Below are 15,818 nucleotides of genomic sequence, written 5' to 3' on the forward strand. Positions count from 1 at the left end.
CGCCGATGGTTGCACACTATAGGCTGCGCCAACGTCTGAATTTGAAATGCTACCGAGGCATCCAGCTGAGGCTCAGGCCTTGGAAGGGCCCTAGGCTGTAGGGGCTAATCTGCGGCTGCCGGTACCAGGGGCGCGGATGCTTGGGCGCCTGCCAGCCTGTGCCGCCATCCGGGTTCGGGGCGGTGGGCTCGGGCACGCGGGTGCGACCGTTGCGCACGGCTATTTTGGCGAAGCCGTAGCCCAGCGCAATACCTAGGGGGTAGTCGCTAGCCCAGTGCACGCCGTTGTTGAGCATGGCGTAGCCGAGCACCCCCATCAGGCTGTAGCCCACCGGGCGAATAAACTTGTACTCGGGGTAGTTTTCGGCGATAACCGTGACCGTAGCCATGGCCGTGGCCAAGTGCCCGGTCGGGAAGGCATCGTAGTTCGACACGTTGTTTTGGTACGTGTTGTAGGACGGTAGGAAAAACCAGCGGCCCCGGTCTTGGGTAGAGCGGAAGGGGCTTTGGCGGCCTGTCGTGCGCTTGAGCGCCTGCACCACCAAGCCCGTGCTCAAGATGGCTTCGCCGAGTTGCGAAGCCGTTTGCGAAGCCCGGTTATCCTTCTTGATTATCCCGTAGGCCAAAAACGAAGTGGCAATGCTAAGGTGCGTCCAGCCATCGCCCAGGAAATAAAACGTGGTATTGAGGTTGTCGGGCACCTGCATCTCCAGCGGTACTTTGGTACTACCCAGGCGTACGGGGATGTAAAACAAGTCGCGCTTGATGTCGGCGTTGTCGAGGCCGATGTAGCGCCCAAAGCGCTGCGACCCACGAATAATCTGGTCATCGAAAGCGTACAGCGCCGCTGAGCCTAAGGCAATGGCCACGAACGCCGGTACGTTGTCGCGCTTGAAATAAGTGCCCGGAAACTGCACTAGGTCGCGCGGAATGTGCAGCAGCCAGCGCAGCTGCCCCGGCCGCTCGTAGTGGTACGTGACGCCGGGCGCCACTGTGTAGTCGGTGCGCCAGGGGCGGTGCCCCGGTTTCACTTTTACTTTCAGCTTGCCCGAGTCGGCGGGGGCGGCTAGGTCGGCCGCGAGGCGGCTGGTCGTATCAGATGCGGCTACCTGGCTCGAATCGGTGGGGTACTCTGCTACCAACCTAGGCGTGGCGCTGGCCGACAGCGCCAGCACCCAAAAAACTCCCAGTAACCACCGGCCAGGGTGGTGGGAAAACGTAAACTTGACCAAAACTTTTAGAATAAATAGCTACTCACCCGCACGCTGCTTCGGGCCAGAACAGTGACGAACTCGGCCGTATAATATTTTGGCAAAGATAACTTAGGCATAATGTCTGGGCGTAATGGCAAAGATGAAAATTGGGTGTAGTAGCCAGTTAGACAGGCAACTACTGCTGAGTTTTCGCCGTTAGGTAGCTTTGTGAAGATGACTGCTGCTCTCCCTGCTACCGCGCTCGCCGGCGCTCCCAATCGCTTTCAAGCCCAGTTCGACGCGCTACGGGCGCAGGCCCCGGCCCTGCGCCGCGAAGCCGCGGCCGCCCGTCGCCAGCGCCTGCAGCGGCTGACCGATTGGCTCACGGCGCACCGCGCCGATATTCAGCAGGCGCTGTACCAGGATTTTCGTAAGCCACCGGCCGAAACCGACGTTACCGAAATCTGGGCATCGTTGGTCGAGCTCAAGCACACCAGCCGCCACCTAGGGCAGTGGTTGGCGCCGCGCCGCGTAGGCACCCCGCTGGCCCTGATGGGTACTAAGAGCTGGGTGCAGGTCGAGCCCAAAGGTGTAGTGCTCATCATTGCGCCCTGGAACTATCCGTTTTACCTAGCCATCGACCCACTGATATCGGCCATAGCGGCCGGCAATGCTGTGGTTATCAAGCCCGCCGAGCAAACACCGGCTACCTCGGCGCTGCTGCGCCGGCTGTGCGAAGACTTGTTTCCGGCCAATGAAGTGTGGGTAGCCGAAGGTGGTAAAGAAGTAGCCACCGAGCTGCTGCGCCTGCCCTGGGACCATATTTTCTTCACCGGCTCGCCCCAAATAGGCAAGATTGTGATGCGCGCCGCTGCCGAGCACCTCAGCAGCGTGACGCTGGAGCTAGGTGGTAAGAGCCCGGCCATTGTAGATGACACCGCCAACCTGCGCGATGCGGCCGAAAAGATAGTGTGGGGTAAGTTTCTCAACGCGGGCCAAACCTGCGTGGCGCCCGACTACGTGCTGGTGCAGGCCAGCGTCCAGGCCAACCTGGTAGCCGAGATGAAGGCGGCTATCGCCAGGTATTATAATGCTGAAGGTGAAGGAGTAAAGCAGTCTGAATCTTACGCTCGCCTCGTAAATCAGCACCACTACGTCCGCGTGGCTCGCTTGCTCGAAGACGCTGAGATGCGCGGTGCCACCGTGGCCACGGGCGGCGGCGTAGATGAAAACCAATACTACATCGAACCCACCATCCTAACCGATGTACCGATGGGCGCGGCCGTGCTGGAAGAGGAAATTTTTGGTCCCGTTCTACCGATTATTGCCTTCGCCACCCTGCCCGATATGGCCGCCTACGTCAATGCTCGCCTGAAACCGCTAGCGCAGTACGTGTTCACAACCAGTAAAAAAAACCGCCGCTACCTGCTGGATAACATCACGGCGGGTGGTGCGGCGGTCAACGAAACCATCATTCAGCTGGCGCACCCCGAGCTACCCTTCGGTGGGGTTGGCAACTCAGGCCTAGGCAAGGCACACGGCCACGCAGGCTTCTTGGCATTCAGCAATGAGAAATCGGTGCTACAGCAGCGCATTGGCCGCACGGGCATCAAAACAATGTACCCGCCCTACAATTCAAGAGTGAAGCGCCTGATAGGCTGGCTACTGAAGTATCTGTAACCCCTAGGTTAGCAGGGGGAGTATATTTGCTTGAAAAGCAGCTAGTATGGCATTAGACGAAGGCAGTGATTTTACATTCTGCCCACCGGCTCCGACAGCGTACTAGCAATTCTAAAGTTAAGGCTGCCGCTGCACGAGCTGTACGACGACACCGACGTAGCGCCGCTACGTCTGGTGCCGCCTGTAGGCTAGTTACTGCCGCTGCTGCATCTCGGCCTGAATCTGGGGCTGCTTGGTTTGCAATTCTTTGTATTTGGCAGGGCCAAGTAGAGTGCGCAACTGGCTGGCCGACTTCGCATTGATGCGTTGAAGCTCCGCAGTGAGCTGGGGCGACTGGGCGGGGTATTGTTGGCGAGCGGCGTTGGCCTGTTCTACTGTCGAATTAAGCACTTGGCGCAGCGGGCCCGTTTTATCGGCGGGCAGGTGCAGCACCGTGGTCATGGCGTCGGCAAGGTCGCGGGCAGCTTTAGGTGGGGTGGGCGAGTCAGGCGTGCGCACGGTTTCGACCACTACGGGTGGCGGGACCGGAGCATCATCGCGGTGGCGGTGAAAGATGGCGCAGCTGCTAGCAAATAGCAGCAGGGTTGCGTAGCCAAACTGGCCGAATAGACGAGGTGTAAGCATGGAAGAGCGAGGTAAAAGCACTACTACGCAAAAAGCCGGCGCATGGCGCGCCGGCTTTTTGCGTAGTACCTAGGTCGAGCTAGTTATTGAGTAGTTAATGGGTGCTGGCTAATGGGTAGTTGCTAGTTGTGCGGGCTCCTACAAAGCTGCTTACTACCCACTCCTACTAAACTCAGCTACGCGGCTATCGTGCGCGTCAGCACCCGCTCTTCTTGCAGGTCGAGGTTGATTTGGGCCATTACCTCACCTAGGAGACCTTCTACTGATTTTACAAGGCCCTGCAAGGGCTCAGGCTGAAACTCACCATCCCACTTGTTGAGCTTCTCCACTGGAGGCAGGGCCTGCCAGGCATTGAGGTGCTGCAAGCTGGGCTTGAGCATGTGGGCTGTGCCTTTGAGCAGCGCCAAGTTGGCTTCGCGCAGGCCTTGGTGCAGCTCTTGCAAGGCTTCTTGGCAGCTTTCCAAGAAGGTGTGCAGCATAAATACCACAAATTCGGGGTCTCCCTGCCCGGCCTGCAGCAAGTCATTGATACAGTAGAGGCTAGGTGCGTTCCCAGCGAGGCGCTCAGGGCCACCCAGAGAAGGCAGCATTACCGAACCGGCGTACTCGCCGGGCAGCAGCCAGTCGCTCAACACGTGCAGGAGTTGCGCTTCTTGGAAGGGTTTGGCGAGGTAGCCATTCATGCCCGCCGCCAAGCATTTTTCGCGCTCGCCATTGATGGCGTTGGCCGTGAGAGCGATGATAGGTGTAGTGATGCCCAGCTGCTGGCGCAGTACGGCGGTGGCGGCGTAGCCATCCATCACAGGCATCTGCACATCCATCAGAATAAGGTCGAAGTCTTGGCGGCGGACCAGCTCTACGGCCCGGCTGCCGTGTTCAGCCTCAGTTACCTGCACGTCGGCCTGGGCCAGGAACGATTTCGCAATCTGACGATTGAATAAGTTGTCTTCTACCAGCAGCACATGCTTGTGGCGCAGGTGCTCGCGTAGGATGGCCGCTTCGGCGGTGGGGTGCTCGGGCTGCGGCAGGTCGTGGGCGGCGCCCACGGGCAAGCGCAGCGTAAAGCGCGTAGTCGTGCCCTTGTGTTTGCGGCTGGCCACTTTTATCTCGCTGCCCATCAGCTCCACTAGGTTGCGGCAAATGCTGAGCCCTAGGCCAGTGCCGCCAAACTTGCGCGATACCGACGAGTCGGCTTGGCTAAACTCGTGGAAAATCGTTTCTAGGTATTCTGGCTCGATGCCAATGCCCGTGTCCGACACCCGGAACTCGACCGACACCATGCCGTGCGAGCCGTTGAAGTCAGCTGCCTGCAGCGCGCACGTGATGGTAACGTTGCCTTTCTCAGTGAATTTGAGCGCGTTGCCGGCCAGGTTGAGCAGCACTTGCCGGATGCGGTAGGGGTCGCCCAGCAGCACAGGTGGCACCTGCGCTCCCAGCTCCATTACAAGGCTCAGGCCCTTCTCGGCGGCCTTAAAGTGCAAGGTTTGCTCTATTTGCGACAGCAGCTCGGTGGGCGCAAAGCCAATGGTTTCGAGCGTGAGCTTGCCCATTTCGAGCTTCGATAAATCCAGCACATCGTTGATGATAACTAAGAGGTTATCGGCCGAGGTGGCAATGGCTTGCTGGTAGTTGAGCTGCGTGGGGCTCAGCGGCGTTTTGGCCAGCAGCTGGCTCATGCCCAGAATGGCGTTCATGGGCGTGCGGATTTCGTGGCTCATATTGGCCAAGAAGGTTTCCTTCACCCGCACCGACTCTTCGGCCACCAGCTTGGCTTGCGTGAGTGCTTGCTCAGCCAGCACCTGCTCCGTAATGTCGTGCCCATAGCCTAGGAGCAAATACAGCGAGCCATCGGCATGAAACACCGGCTGTAAAAACCGCATGAGGTGGCGCGTGCCCTCGGGCCGGGTAAAGCTTTCGGCATAGGTCACGAGCCGGCGCTCGCGCACGGCCTGCTCGAAGCGGGCATGGCGCTCTTCGGCCATGCTGCGAGGCCGGCCAGTGCGGGCAAAGTATTCGAAGTTATCGCGCCCGATAACCCAGTCGCGCACTGCGGGGTCGGAGATACCGCGCTCATTAACAAATAGGTAGCGGAACTGCGCATCGAAAATGCCGATGTCGCAGGGCAGCTGGTTGAAAATGAACTCGTAAAAGGCACGTTGCTCTACCAGCTGCTTCTCAGCTTGGTAGCGCTCGGTTACGTTGAGGCCCATGCTCACCAGCAGGCGCAGCTCGCCGCCTGGGCCATACACCGGCCGCAGCTGGCGCAGTATGCGTTGGGTACCTGTGGGGGTCATAAGCAGCTCTTCCCACTGCACCTCGCTGCGCTGCTGCACGGCTAGGTCGAAGCGTCGGTCGCGCTCGGCGGCTAGCTCCTCGGGCAGTTGGCGGTGGGTGCAGGCAGCCTGGTTGGTTTTGCCTATCATCCACTCGCGCACCACCGGGTCGGGCACCTCGCTGGCATTGGCAAAGCGGTAGCGACGCTCGGCATCGAGGGCGGCTACATCAATGGGTAGCTCGTGCAGAATGGTCTCGTAAAACTCGCGCTGCTCAGCCAAGCGCTGCTCGGCGCAATATACTGAAGTGCAATCGGTTAAATATAGGGTGGCGCAGGTTTCGCCGGGGCCGGGCACAGCTTGTAGCAAATACCAGCGGTCGGCTAGCGCTATCTCTTGCTGCTGTGCGCTGCCCGTGCGCAGGGCCTTGCGCACCAGCGGCAGCAGATAGCCGTTGGGCTGCGACTCGTGCCGCAGGGCTGGACCTAGGGCCTGGGCGGCGGCATTGGCGTAGCGGGTTTCGCCGGTGGCCGTTAGCAGCAGCACGGGGTTGGGGTTTTGCTCGAGCAAGCGCGTGAGCAAAGGCATGTGTGCGGAGCTGCTCGCCAAGGATGGCCCAGGTGCCGGAACCACTGGCCCCGCCGCCTCGGGGTTGTACATGGGATAGCACAGCACTTGGCTGCTAGGATGCGGCGGCCCCGAGCCGGGCGGCAGCTGCTCGAGCAGTGCTCGGTAGCGATTATTCTGGAAAGCAACCTGAGCCTGCGCTTGCGCTAAGGCCTGCTGAAGTTCTGCTAGTTGCAACTCGGCATAGGCCTGCCGGGCGTGCTCCTCATCGGGTGGGGTAGGCAAAGCTGCAGGGATAACAGTACCAGAATCAATAGACATAAAAATTATAGCATAGGCGTATGAATAGCAAATATAAGTAGCAGTACTAAAGTTAACGTACTAGTTTTCTTACGTTTAAAAATAATGCAATTTGCACTTTTAAGATAAAATTTTAAATAAAATAAGCCCTCTTTTTCCTCTTTTTAGTTAGACCCATTAGCTTACTCGCTGGCAGTGAAGTGGTGGCGCAGCGGTGCGGCAGCCATAGCGCCGCTAGTGCCACCTAGGTGGCAAGCACAATAAAAAGCCCCTAGAAGCCCTAAGAGGGCCAATTATTTTTTAAATCCTGCGCTAAATAGTGCGCCAGTGCCATAATAGTGAGCATGGGGTTGGCACCGCTACAGGCCGGAAAAGCCGAGCCGTCGGCCACGAAAAGGCCACGTACCTCTACCGTTTCGCCATTGGGGCGCAGTGGGTGGGTGGCGGCTTGGCCACCTAGGCGGCAAGTGCTCATCTGGTGGGCGCTGTAGAGGCCAAACTGGTTGGGCCGCCACCCAAGCTGCGGCAGTTGGGCAAGCACCTCGGGGTTGTGGGGCACGCCAGCGGTGGCGCGTAGTGTGGGCAGGGTACTGTGGGGCAAGTGCACGGTGTGGGCCCCAGCCGCCACGTGGATGTCGGCGGCCGCCTGCACGCCCACCAGCATATTGGCGCGGTCGAAGTCCGACAGGGTGTAGTCTACCAGCGGGGCGCCGTGCTTATCGATGCGCACGCGGCCCCCATCGCGGTCGCGGGTGAGCACGATAAACGAGCCTAGGTGGTCGGCGCCTTGCAGCAGCTGGCGGTGGGCCTGGCCGCCGCGCCACGGCAGCACCATGGCCAGCAGGCCGGGGTGCGTGGGCGGGGTTTCGAGCTTTACGCCAAAGTTGGTGCCGTGCAGCCGGGTGTAGGTATCGTTGACAATGCTCATGCTGGGGCCGTGCCACGAGTGCATGGCGTGCGGGTAGTGTGCGGCCACTACCACCGTGGGGTGCAAGTGCAGGTGCTGCCCTAGGTGCGGGTGGCGCAGGCCGCTGCGCAGTAACAAGGTGGGCGTGTGCACGGCGCCCCCGGCCACTACTACTACCCGCGCCCGCACCACCACACGCACCGGCTGGCCTGTGGCCGTAGTATGCACGGCTTCGGCGCCAGTGGCCCGGCCGGCGGCCGTGGTTACGCGCACGGCCTGCGTGCTGGGCAAGAGGCGCGCGCCGTGCGCCACGGCCGTGCGCAGGTAGGTATTTAGGGTGCCTTGTTTGGTGCCCTGCGCGTCGCCCAAGGAGGAGTACCCTAGGTTCTGAAAATGGGCGTCGGAATCGGTAAGGCCCTTCTCGTTGCGCGGAATGAGATGCGTGGCTTGCCCAAGCTGGGCCGAGCCGTCGCGCAGTGCCTGGTTCTGGCCGTTGTGGCGCGGGTAGTCAGTATTGACGCTCAAGGCTTGGCTCACCGCATCGAGGCTGGCCTGAAAAGCGGGCGACAAGAAGTGTGGGGCGGCGTGCTCGCGGGCCCATTCCTCCAAGATGTAATCGGGCGTGCGAAAAGCCCCGGCCCAGTTGACAGTGGTGCCGCCCCCTAGGCACGCGCCCGCTAGTAGGCTGATGCCGCCATCTTGGGTGCTGAGAGCGCCGCGCGCTTCGTAAAGCTGGCTCAGCATGTCGGCTTCGCGCTGCGTAAAGTCGGCTGCGTCGAAGTAAGGGCCTTTTTCCAGTACGAGTACGTCGTGGCCGGCTTGGGCCAGCTCGCCTGCCATCACGCCGCCGCCCGCCCCCGAGCCAATGACGAGCACTTCGCAGTCGTAGGTGGTATCGGCGAGCGGCGCCAGCGTTGGGAGGGGCCGAGCCGGGGATACCGGTGGGCCGCTGCTGCCCAGCGGTAGCCCCGGGCCAGGATAGCCCAGCGCCGCCCAGGCTGGGTGGGGGCGGCCATCGGCTGGGCTGCTGCCGTAGTACAAGAACATGCAGAGCTTGCGCAGGGCCTGAAACCCCTTGCGCAGCGCGGGCAACCGCGAGCGGGCCCAGCTCAGCAGCACCTGCTCGCGTTGCGCCGGCGCCAGTTGCCCAAACGGCCGCAGCGGCCCTAGCCAACTCAAACCCAACAGGGGCTTATCGAGTAGGTCGAGCAGCTTACCAAACTCTGCTTGCGTACCTAGGGGCTGCGCCTGAATGGCCTGCGTAGCCTGCTCAAAGTCAAGCAGCACCGAACCAGCTGGCAGCGCTAGTGGCCCCGCGCTGGCCGGGATAAACGTGTCGGCAACGGCACTGAGTGTGGCTTGGCGAGCGGGCGTGAGCGTGAACATCTTTTGGGTGCTACTAAACAGCCCAAAAGGTACGGCGTAGTGCCCAAAGTAGTAGGCGTGCCGAATAGTTTAGGTAGGCTTCTTAGGTGGCCGTGGCGGCCAGGCCGCCGGGGTGCAGCCATTCGCCCAAGCGGCTCTTGACTTCTACTGGCGTCAGGTTGCGGTAAATTTCACCTTGGCGCACGAGGCTTACCTGGCCGGTTTCTTCGCTCACTACCAGCACAATGGCGTCGGTGGCTTCGGTGAGGCCCAGGGCCGCCCGGTGGCGCAGCCCTAGGGCTGCGGGCACCTCGGGGTTTTGGCTCACGGGCAAGATGCAGCGCGCCGCCCGCAGCCGGCCCTGCGCAATAATGACGGCGCCATCGTGCAAAGGGCTAGTTTTCTGAAAAATAGCCAGTAGCAAGCGCTTGCTCACCTCCGCGTCTAGCAGGTCGCCCGATTCGGCGTAGGCGCTCAAGTCGGAAGCGCGGGCAAAACAGATGAGCGCGCCGGTTTCTTGAGTAGCCAGGGTTTTGGCGGCTTCCACGAAGGGCACCAGGGGCAGGCGGGTGTCGGAGTTGGTTTCGCGGCGCCACCAGCCTAGGGGGCCACCGCCCTCCAGCGCCACCTTGCCCACATTCACCAAAAACCGTCGAATTTCTTGCTGGAACAGGATGACGCTGGCCAGCACGCCCACATCCATCACCTCACCCAGAATGGATGACAGCAACCCTAGCCCCAGCACATTCACTAGCAAGTACACGAGGTACACGCTGAGGCCCCCGAGCGCTACATTGAGCGCCACCGAGCCGCGCAGCAGCTTATAGAGCTGGTAAAGCAGCACCGTAACCAGCAGCACATCAGCTATATCGACGAGCCCAACATGCAGAAAGCGAAAGGGATAAGGGAGGTCCATGGATAGGTTGAGAAGTAAGGAGGCCAGTGGGTAAGCGTTTGGTATTGCCGAGGGCGCCCCAGGCAATACCAAACGCTTATCCTACCATCTCGTACAGCCGCACCACCTGCCGGGCTTCGGGCACATCGTGCACGCGCAGCAGGCGGGCGCCGCCGCGCAGCGCCCAGGCGTGCAAGGCAGTGGTGCCATTGAGGGCAGTGTCGGGGCTTAGGTTCAAAAATTTGTGCACCATGGCCTTGCGCGATAGGCCCACTAGCAGGCCGTGCCCTAGGGGCGCCAGCTCGGGCAAGCGGCGCAAAAGCTCGAAGTTTTGGGGTGCGTTTTTGGCAAAGCCAAAGCCAGGGTCGAGCAGCACATCGGGATGCGGCTGGCCGCCGTTGGCCTGGCGCAGGCGCGCGAGCTGGTCTCTGAAAAAGCGCAGGATGGTCAGCACCAAGTCCTCGTCGTAGTGCGTGAGGGTACGCATAGTTTGAGGATTGCCGCGCAGGTGCATGAGGCAATAAGGCACTCGTAGGCGCGCCACGGTGGCCAGCATATCGGCATCGAGGGTGCCCCCGCCGATGTCATTTACTAGGTCGGCGCCAGCGGCCACGGCCTCGGCAGCCACGGCAGCTCGGAAGGTATCGACGGAGATAAACGCGACTGGAAACTCGCGGCGCAGCACCTCGATGGCGGGCAGCAGGCGCCGCAGCTCCTCGGCGGGCGCGATGTCTTCGGCGCCGGGGCGCGAGCTGTAGCCGCCCACGTCGAGGGCTGCCGCGCCAGCGGTTAGCATGGCTTCGGCGCGGTGCAGCAGCGCGGTTTCGTCGGTGGGGCTGAGGCGCGAGCCGGGGTAAAACGAATCGGGCGTGAGGTTGAGAATGCCCATTATCTGCGGCTGGCGCAGGTCGAGCAGGCGGCCGTGGGGGCTGCGCAGGGTGTGGGTGAAGCTAGGAAACAGGGTGGGGTTGGGCATGGGCGGCGGTACACGGCAGGCCAAATATCCGATTTTGGGGCCGAACTTGCCGGAGCTTTCTTTAAGAGTACTCGCTTCGCGCCGGATGGTTTTACGCCTATCAAGGGCGCGAAAGCACTCGCGGAAGGCCGCCGGAGCCTACTCGGCACGCCTTTTCTGCTTCACTACGTCATTTTTCACGCTCTTGACCACCGCTGCCCACTACGACCTTATCCTGGCCCGCTGCCGCGAGCTATTCCTGGCCAAAACCCACGACTACGGCACGGCGTGGCGCATCTTGCGCCTGCCCTCGGTCACGGACCAGATTTTTATCAAGGCCAACCGCATTCGCACGATTCAGGAAGTGGGCCAGCAACTGATAGCCGACGACGTGGACGGCGAATTTGTGGCCATCATCAATTACTGCCTCATTGCCCTCATGCAGCTGCGCCTGCCCGCCGATGCGCCGCTCGACTTGCCCGCCGACCAAGTGGCCGCCAGCTACGATGAGGAAAACGCCCGCAACCGCGACCTGCTACTGGCCAAAAACCACGACTACGGCGAAGCCTGGCGCCAGATGCGGGTATCGAGCATCACCGACCTTATCCTGATGAAGCTGCACCGCATCAAGCAGCTCGAAGACCTAGGTGGGGCGGCCCGCGTGAGCGAAGGCGTGGAAGGCGGCTACCGCGACATGCTGAACTACGCCGTGTTTGCGCTCATTTTGCGTGGGAAGACGGGCAGCTGAAAGAAGCAACCCTAGGGCTGTTAGGGTGAGGCAAAACAAAGAAGCAACCTTTCCTTTGCGTTGGCTCTTTTGACGTAAGCTAACGGCTGGGCTAAGTTGCTTCCTCGCTCTTCCGCCGCGCACACTTGTTCTTTACTTACTTTCTACTTACCCCATGCGCCTCTTCACCCGCATTTGCTGGGCGCTGCTTGGCATCGTCTTCATCTTCTCCGGCTTAGTCAAGCTCAACGACCCCGTAGGCACGGCCATCAAGCTGGAAGAGTACTTCGAGGTTTTTGCCGTCGACCTACCGAGCCTAGGTGGGATTTTTGAGTGGTTTAAAAACCAAAGCCGCTTTCTGAGCATTGCGCTTAGCTCGCTCGAGGTCATTTTGGGGGTGGCGCTGCTGCTGCGCTGGTACCTGCGCCGCACGCTTTACATTTTGCTGGCGCTGCTGGTGTTTTTTGGCTTCCTAACTTTCTATTCGGCGGCCTTCAACAAGGTGACGGACTGCGGCTGCTTTGGCGATTTCATCAAGCTCACTCCCTGGACTTCGTTTGTCAAGGACCTGCTGCTGCTGGTGTTGTGGGTTATTGTATTTGCGGGGCAGCGCTTCTTGCGCCACCGCTTTGTGCAAGGCACCGCAGGGCTCATGACCATGACCTTTGCCAGTGCCCTCGCCATTGGCATTGGGGTGCGGGCTTTGGGGCACCTGCCGTACTTCGATTTTCTGCCCTACAAAGTGGGTAATAACATCGGCCAGTTGATGAAGCCCGCCGCGCCCGCTCGCTACCGCTACACCTTCACGAAGGGAGACGAAACCAAGGAGTTTGATGAGTTTCCGACTGATTCGACCTGGAAGTACAAGTCTATGACCGTGCTCAACCCCGAGGAGTCGCGCCCGGTCATCACGGACTTGCGCCTGACCGACCCCGAGGGCAACGACGCTACCCAGCAGCTGCTGACCGGTAACAAGCTGGTACTGGTGGTGCAAAACACCAACAAGACCGACCGCGAGCGATTCGAGCAGTTCAATGCCCTGTTTGCGGCCGCGGCCAAGTCGCGCAAAAACATTGGGGTGATGACCATTACCAGCACCGGTGCGGGCAAGTTCGACGCCTTCCGCCACGACATCAACTTGGCTACGCCCTACTACTTCGCCGATGCCACGGTGCTCAAAACCATGATTCGGGCCAATCCTGGCCTCATCGTGCTGCACAATGGCACCGTGATGGCCAAGTACCATTACCACGATATTCCGGCGCTTTATCAAATCGAGAAGGCGCTCTAAGCTTCCTTAGGGTGGCCTGGGGTGACACGGCGAGCCTAGGCGCCCCAGGCCACGTGCGTAGGCTCGCCGCGCAATGCGTCGTCCTCGGCAGGCTCCTCCTGCGGGGCTGCTGCGGGCAGGGTCACCACAAACTCGGTGAATTCGCCCTCGCGCGTTTCTACGGTCAGCGTGCCGCCGTAGCCCTTCGTGATGATGTCGTAGCTAAACCACAGCCCCAGGCCAGTGCCTTCGCCGGCGGGCTTGGTAGTGAAGAAGGGGTTGTAGATTTTTTCGACTACGGCGGCCGGAATGCCCGTGCCATTGTCGCGCACACGCAGTTCTAGGTGCTCGCCGCGGCGGCGGGTGCTCACGCGCACCTCGGGTGCGTAGCCGGACCCTAGGTGCGCCGCCTGCTGCTGCACGGCATAAAAGGCATTGGCAAACAAATTGAGCAGTACGCGGCCCAGCTCTTGTGGCACCACGTGCAGCAGCCCTAGGTTGGGGGCGAGGTCGAGGGTGCGCGTCACCTGCAGGTTGCGGTGCTTGGTTTGCAAGGCGTGGTAGGCTAGGCGCAGAAAATCGGGCACCATAGCATTCAGGTCTACAGCTTGGCGCTGGCCAGCGTCGGCGCGGGCGTGCTCCAGCATGCCCTTCACGATGTCGCCCGCCCGGGCGCCGTGCTGATGAATCTTGCGCAGGTTCTGAGCTAGGTCATTCAGTAGGCTAGCTTCTAGGGCGGGGTCGCGTGCGGGCTGCTGGATTTCTTCTTGCAGCTCGGCCACCAGCTCGGCGCTCACCTCCGAGAAATTATTGACGAAGTTGAGTGGGTTTTGAATCTCGTGAGCCACGCCGGCCGTGAGGGCGGCCAGGGCCACCATCTTCTCGCTTTGCACCAATTGGCTCTGGGTGGCTTTCAGCGCTAGCAAGGTGGTGTTGAGGTCGTCGCGCTGCTGCGCAATATGCTCGTTTTTAAGGTTTAAATCGCGGTTGGTGCGCTGCTTGAGGTAGATGTTGCGCCCCAGCAAGCCTAGCACCAGTACTGTGCCCAGCAGCCCCGCCAACAGGCCGACCAACTGCTGCCGTTGCAGCTGCCGCGCTTGCGTGAGCAGCGTTATCTGGCTCTGTTTTTTGTCTAGCTCGTAGCCATAGCGTAGGGCACTGGTGCGCCGCTGCGTTTCCTCACCCGAGAGCGAGTCGCGGTAGCCGATGCTCAGCTGCTGGTAGCGGTAGGCTTGCTTGAACGAGTCGAGTTGGGCGTAGGCCTGGGCTAGTATAGTGCTGGCATTGTAGAGGTTTTCGTTGCTGCGCGTGCGTTTGCTTAGCTCAAAGCTGTGCTGCGCTAAATAAATGGCGCTGTCCAACTGCTGCGAATTGACATACACGTGAGCCAGAGCAAGCTCGGCGCCCGGCAGATTGTAAGCATCCTGGTGGGCTGCTGCTAGGGTGCGGGCTACTAGGCCGTGTTGCAGTGCCTGTGAGTAGGCCTGCTGCTTAGCGTAGAGTTCAGAAATATTTATTTCATCAATCGTCGCACTTTCAGTATCACCTAATTTGCGGTTTAGCTTGGCCGAGCGCTGGAAGAAAGTCAGTGCCTGTGGCCACCTCTTTAACGACTTGTAACTGTTGCCCAGTAGATTGAGTACTGAGGCTATCGCATATTCATCGTGTATTGCCTGTGCATTGCCGAGGGCTGCCCGCAGCACTGGCAGTGCATCCGTGTAGTTATTGAGCTGCACATAGATGCTGCCTAATATTATCTGCAACTGCGTTTTCGTGGTGTGGTCGGGCGTTTGCTCGGCATAGGTTAGCCCTTGTAAGGCCGCACGCATGGCCGCTGTGTAGACGCCCTGCACCATCTCGATGGCACTCAGCTGTAAGTACGTTTTAGCCAAACCGGTTTTATCGGCGCTACGCGTAAATAACGTTTTGGCCTGCTGCGTGTAGCGCCGGGCCAGCGCATAGTTAGTTTGCCGCCGCGCGGCCGTAGCCAAGCTAATTAAGATGTTTCCTTCGTCAGTCACGGCATGCAATTGCCGACTTAGGGCCAATGCCTCGTGCAGCAGCCCAACTGCTTGGGGCAAGTTAGTAGCTATCAGCTCGCGAGCCAGCATGCGCAGGCGCCTCACCCGCGTGGTATCGGGCTGGGCGGCCGCACGGAGCAGCGCCCGCAAGCTGTCGACCGGGCGCGTTTGGGCGCTCAGCGGCGGGCTCCACAGCAGTCCCCCTACCAGCAAGAATACAAGCCAGCGCACCATAGTAGTAGCAATACAAGATGAGACTGTCCGGGTAGGTAGAGTTTTAGGAACATCGACTAGCTAAAATACTTTAGCGGCGCGCCCGTAAGTACAAGCGGGTAAACCCCCAGCCGGCGAGTAAGCCGACCAATAAGGTGAGGCCGAGCGATAACAGGCTAAATCCCGATGGAATAGCTGGAATCCCCGGCCCGCCTGAGCCATCAGTGTAGCGTGGGTAGGGTGGATTGATGACTAAGCCAACGTTGTTGCCATCCTTAATAGCGGCAGCAGTCAGCGCTTCTGCAGCAAAAGAAGTGCTCGATGTGTCCTCCTTACTATCAGTCAAACTTAAGATAGTCTGTATACTGTCAGGAGAAGGTGGGGTGACCGTAGAGTGTGGAGGGTCAACTACTCTATAGCCCAGCTTATTAGTAAAGGTATCGGTGACAGATGGCAGGTTAGGCTTTTTAACTTCCCAATAAATAACTGTACGATTTTTCCCAATTTTCTTTTTAGCTAGCAATACAAATCGCAACTGCATATCTGGGTCCTTCCACCCCTTGGGTATCATACCAACCTGGCAAGAAAAGGAGGAGTCAGCCTGCGAGTAGGGAGTCGGGGGTTTGGGTGGATTAAATGGCTTAGTGATACCTAGGGCCCGGCGATACGCTCTGACGTGCCGTATGTATTGCTTTTTATTGCTAAAGCGCAGTTCAATGACTGCGGGCCGGATGAGTTTGGGGCCGTCCTGAGTAGCAGCGGAAGCAGTAAGTATGCTCATAGCTTCGAAAACTAGAATTGGGTGGGAAAGCGCGAGTATGATAGGCTA

At 60.0% G+C, this 15,818-nt stretch carries 11 protein-coding genes; 3 read left to right on the forward strand and 8 right to left on the reverse strand.

All coding sequences use genetic code 11. From position 1 onward, the window contains the following. Positions 1–49: 49 nt before the first annotated feature. Positions 50–1,231 carry a phosphatase PAP2 family protein gene (locus FNT36_RS11495; protein ID WP_144847690.1) on the reverse strand — a complete coding sequence of 394 codons (1,182 nt, stop codon included), beginning with the start codon at positions 1,229–1,231 and terminating at the stop codon, positions 50–52. Between the two features lie 195 nt (positions 1,232–1,426). Here FNT36_RS11495 and FNT36_RS11500 point away from each other — a divergent pair, with 195 nt between their 5' ends. Beyond that, positions 1,427–2,872, forward strand: a complete 1,446-nt coding sequence (locus FNT36_RS11500) for an aldehyde dehydrogenase family protein (protein WP_144847692.1) — start codon at positions 1,427–1,429, stop codon at positions 2,870–2,872. A 192-nt stretch (positions 2,873–3,064) separates the two neighbouring features. Here FNT36_RS11500 and FNT36_RS11505 read toward each other — a convergent pair whose 3' ends face one another. From FNT36_RS11505 to folP, 5 genes are all read right to left on the reverse strand, one after another. Beyond that, positions 3,065–3,496 (reverse strand): hypothetical protein, encoded by a 432-nt coding sequence (locus FNT36_RS11505; RefSeq protein ID WP_144847694.1) that lies wholly within the window; start codon positions 3,494–3,496, stop codon positions 3,065–3,067. 176 nt (positions 3,497–3,672) lie between these two features. After that, complete coding sequence (locus FNT36_RS11510) at positions 3,673–6,657, reverse strand: response regulator (RefSeq protein ID WP_144847696.1); 2,985 nt, start codon at positions 6,655–6,657, stop codon at positions 3,673–3,675. Between the two features lie 259 nt (positions 6,658–6,916). Beyond that, on the reverse strand, positions 6,917–8,929 hold the full coding sequence (locus FNT36_RS11515) for an FAD-dependent oxidoreductase (protein WP_144847698.1): 2,013 nt from the start codon (positions 8,927–8,929) through the stop codon (positions 6,917–6,919). 82 nt (positions 8,930–9,011) lie between these two features. After that, positions 9,012–9,824: a diadenylate cyclase CdaA gene (cdaA, locus tag FNT36_RS11520; RefSeq protein ID WP_144847700.1), complete on the reverse strand. Its 813-nt coding sequence runs from the start codon at positions 9,822–9,824 to the stop codon at positions 9,012–9,014. Between the two features lie 76 nt (positions 9,825–9,900). Continuing rightward, the gene (gene folP, locus FNT36_RS11525; RefSeq protein ID WP_144847702.1) at positions 9,901–10,779 is read right to left on the reverse strand and encodes a dihydropteroate synthase; all 879 of its coding nucleotides are present in this window, start codon (positions 10,777–10,779) and stop codon (positions 9,901–9,903) included. A gap of 184 nt (positions 10,780–10,963) precedes the next feature. On the opposite strand from folP, the gene FNT36_RS11530 reads away from it, so the two are divergent. Both FNT36_RS11530 and FNT36_RS11535 read left to right on the forward strand, forming a co-directional pair. Beyond that, positions 10,964–11,506, forward strand: a complete 543-nt coding sequence (locus FNT36_RS11530; RefSeq protein WP_233635851.1) for a DUF1599 domain-containing protein — start codon at positions 10,964–10,966, stop codon at positions 11,504–11,506. Positions 11,507–11,660: 154 nt separating this feature from the next. Continuing rightward, the gene (locus tag FNT36_RS11535) at positions 11,661–12,776 is read left to right on the forward strand and encodes a BT_3928 family protein (protein WP_144847706.1); all 1,116 of its coding nucleotides are present in this window, start codon (positions 11,661–11,663) and stop codon (positions 12,774–12,776) included. 35 nt (positions 12,777–12,811) lie between these two features. Here FNT36_RS11535 and FNT36_RS11540 read toward each other — a convergent pair whose 3' ends face one another. Together FNT36_RS11540 and FNT36_RS11545 are read right to left on the reverse strand one after the other, a co-directional pair. Further along, complete coding sequence (locus tag FNT36_RS11540) at positions 12,812–15,010, reverse strand: ATP-binding protein (protein ID WP_144847708.1); 2,199 nt, start codon at positions 15,008–15,010, stop codon at positions 12,812–12,814. Positions 15,011–15,080: 70 nt separating this feature from the next. Next, positions 15,081–15,770: a hypothetical protein gene (locus FNT36_RS11545; protein ID WP_144847710.1), complete on the reverse strand. Its 690-nt coding sequence runs from the start codon at positions 15,768–15,770 to the stop codon at positions 15,081–15,083. Positions 15,771–15,818 lie beyond the last annotated feature (48 nt).

The organism is Hymenobacter setariae (assembly GCF_007713685.1).
In the GTDB taxonomy this organism is placed as follows: Bacteria; Bacteroidota; Bacteroidia; order Cytophagales; family Hymenobacteraceae; genus Hymenobacter; species Hymenobacter setariae.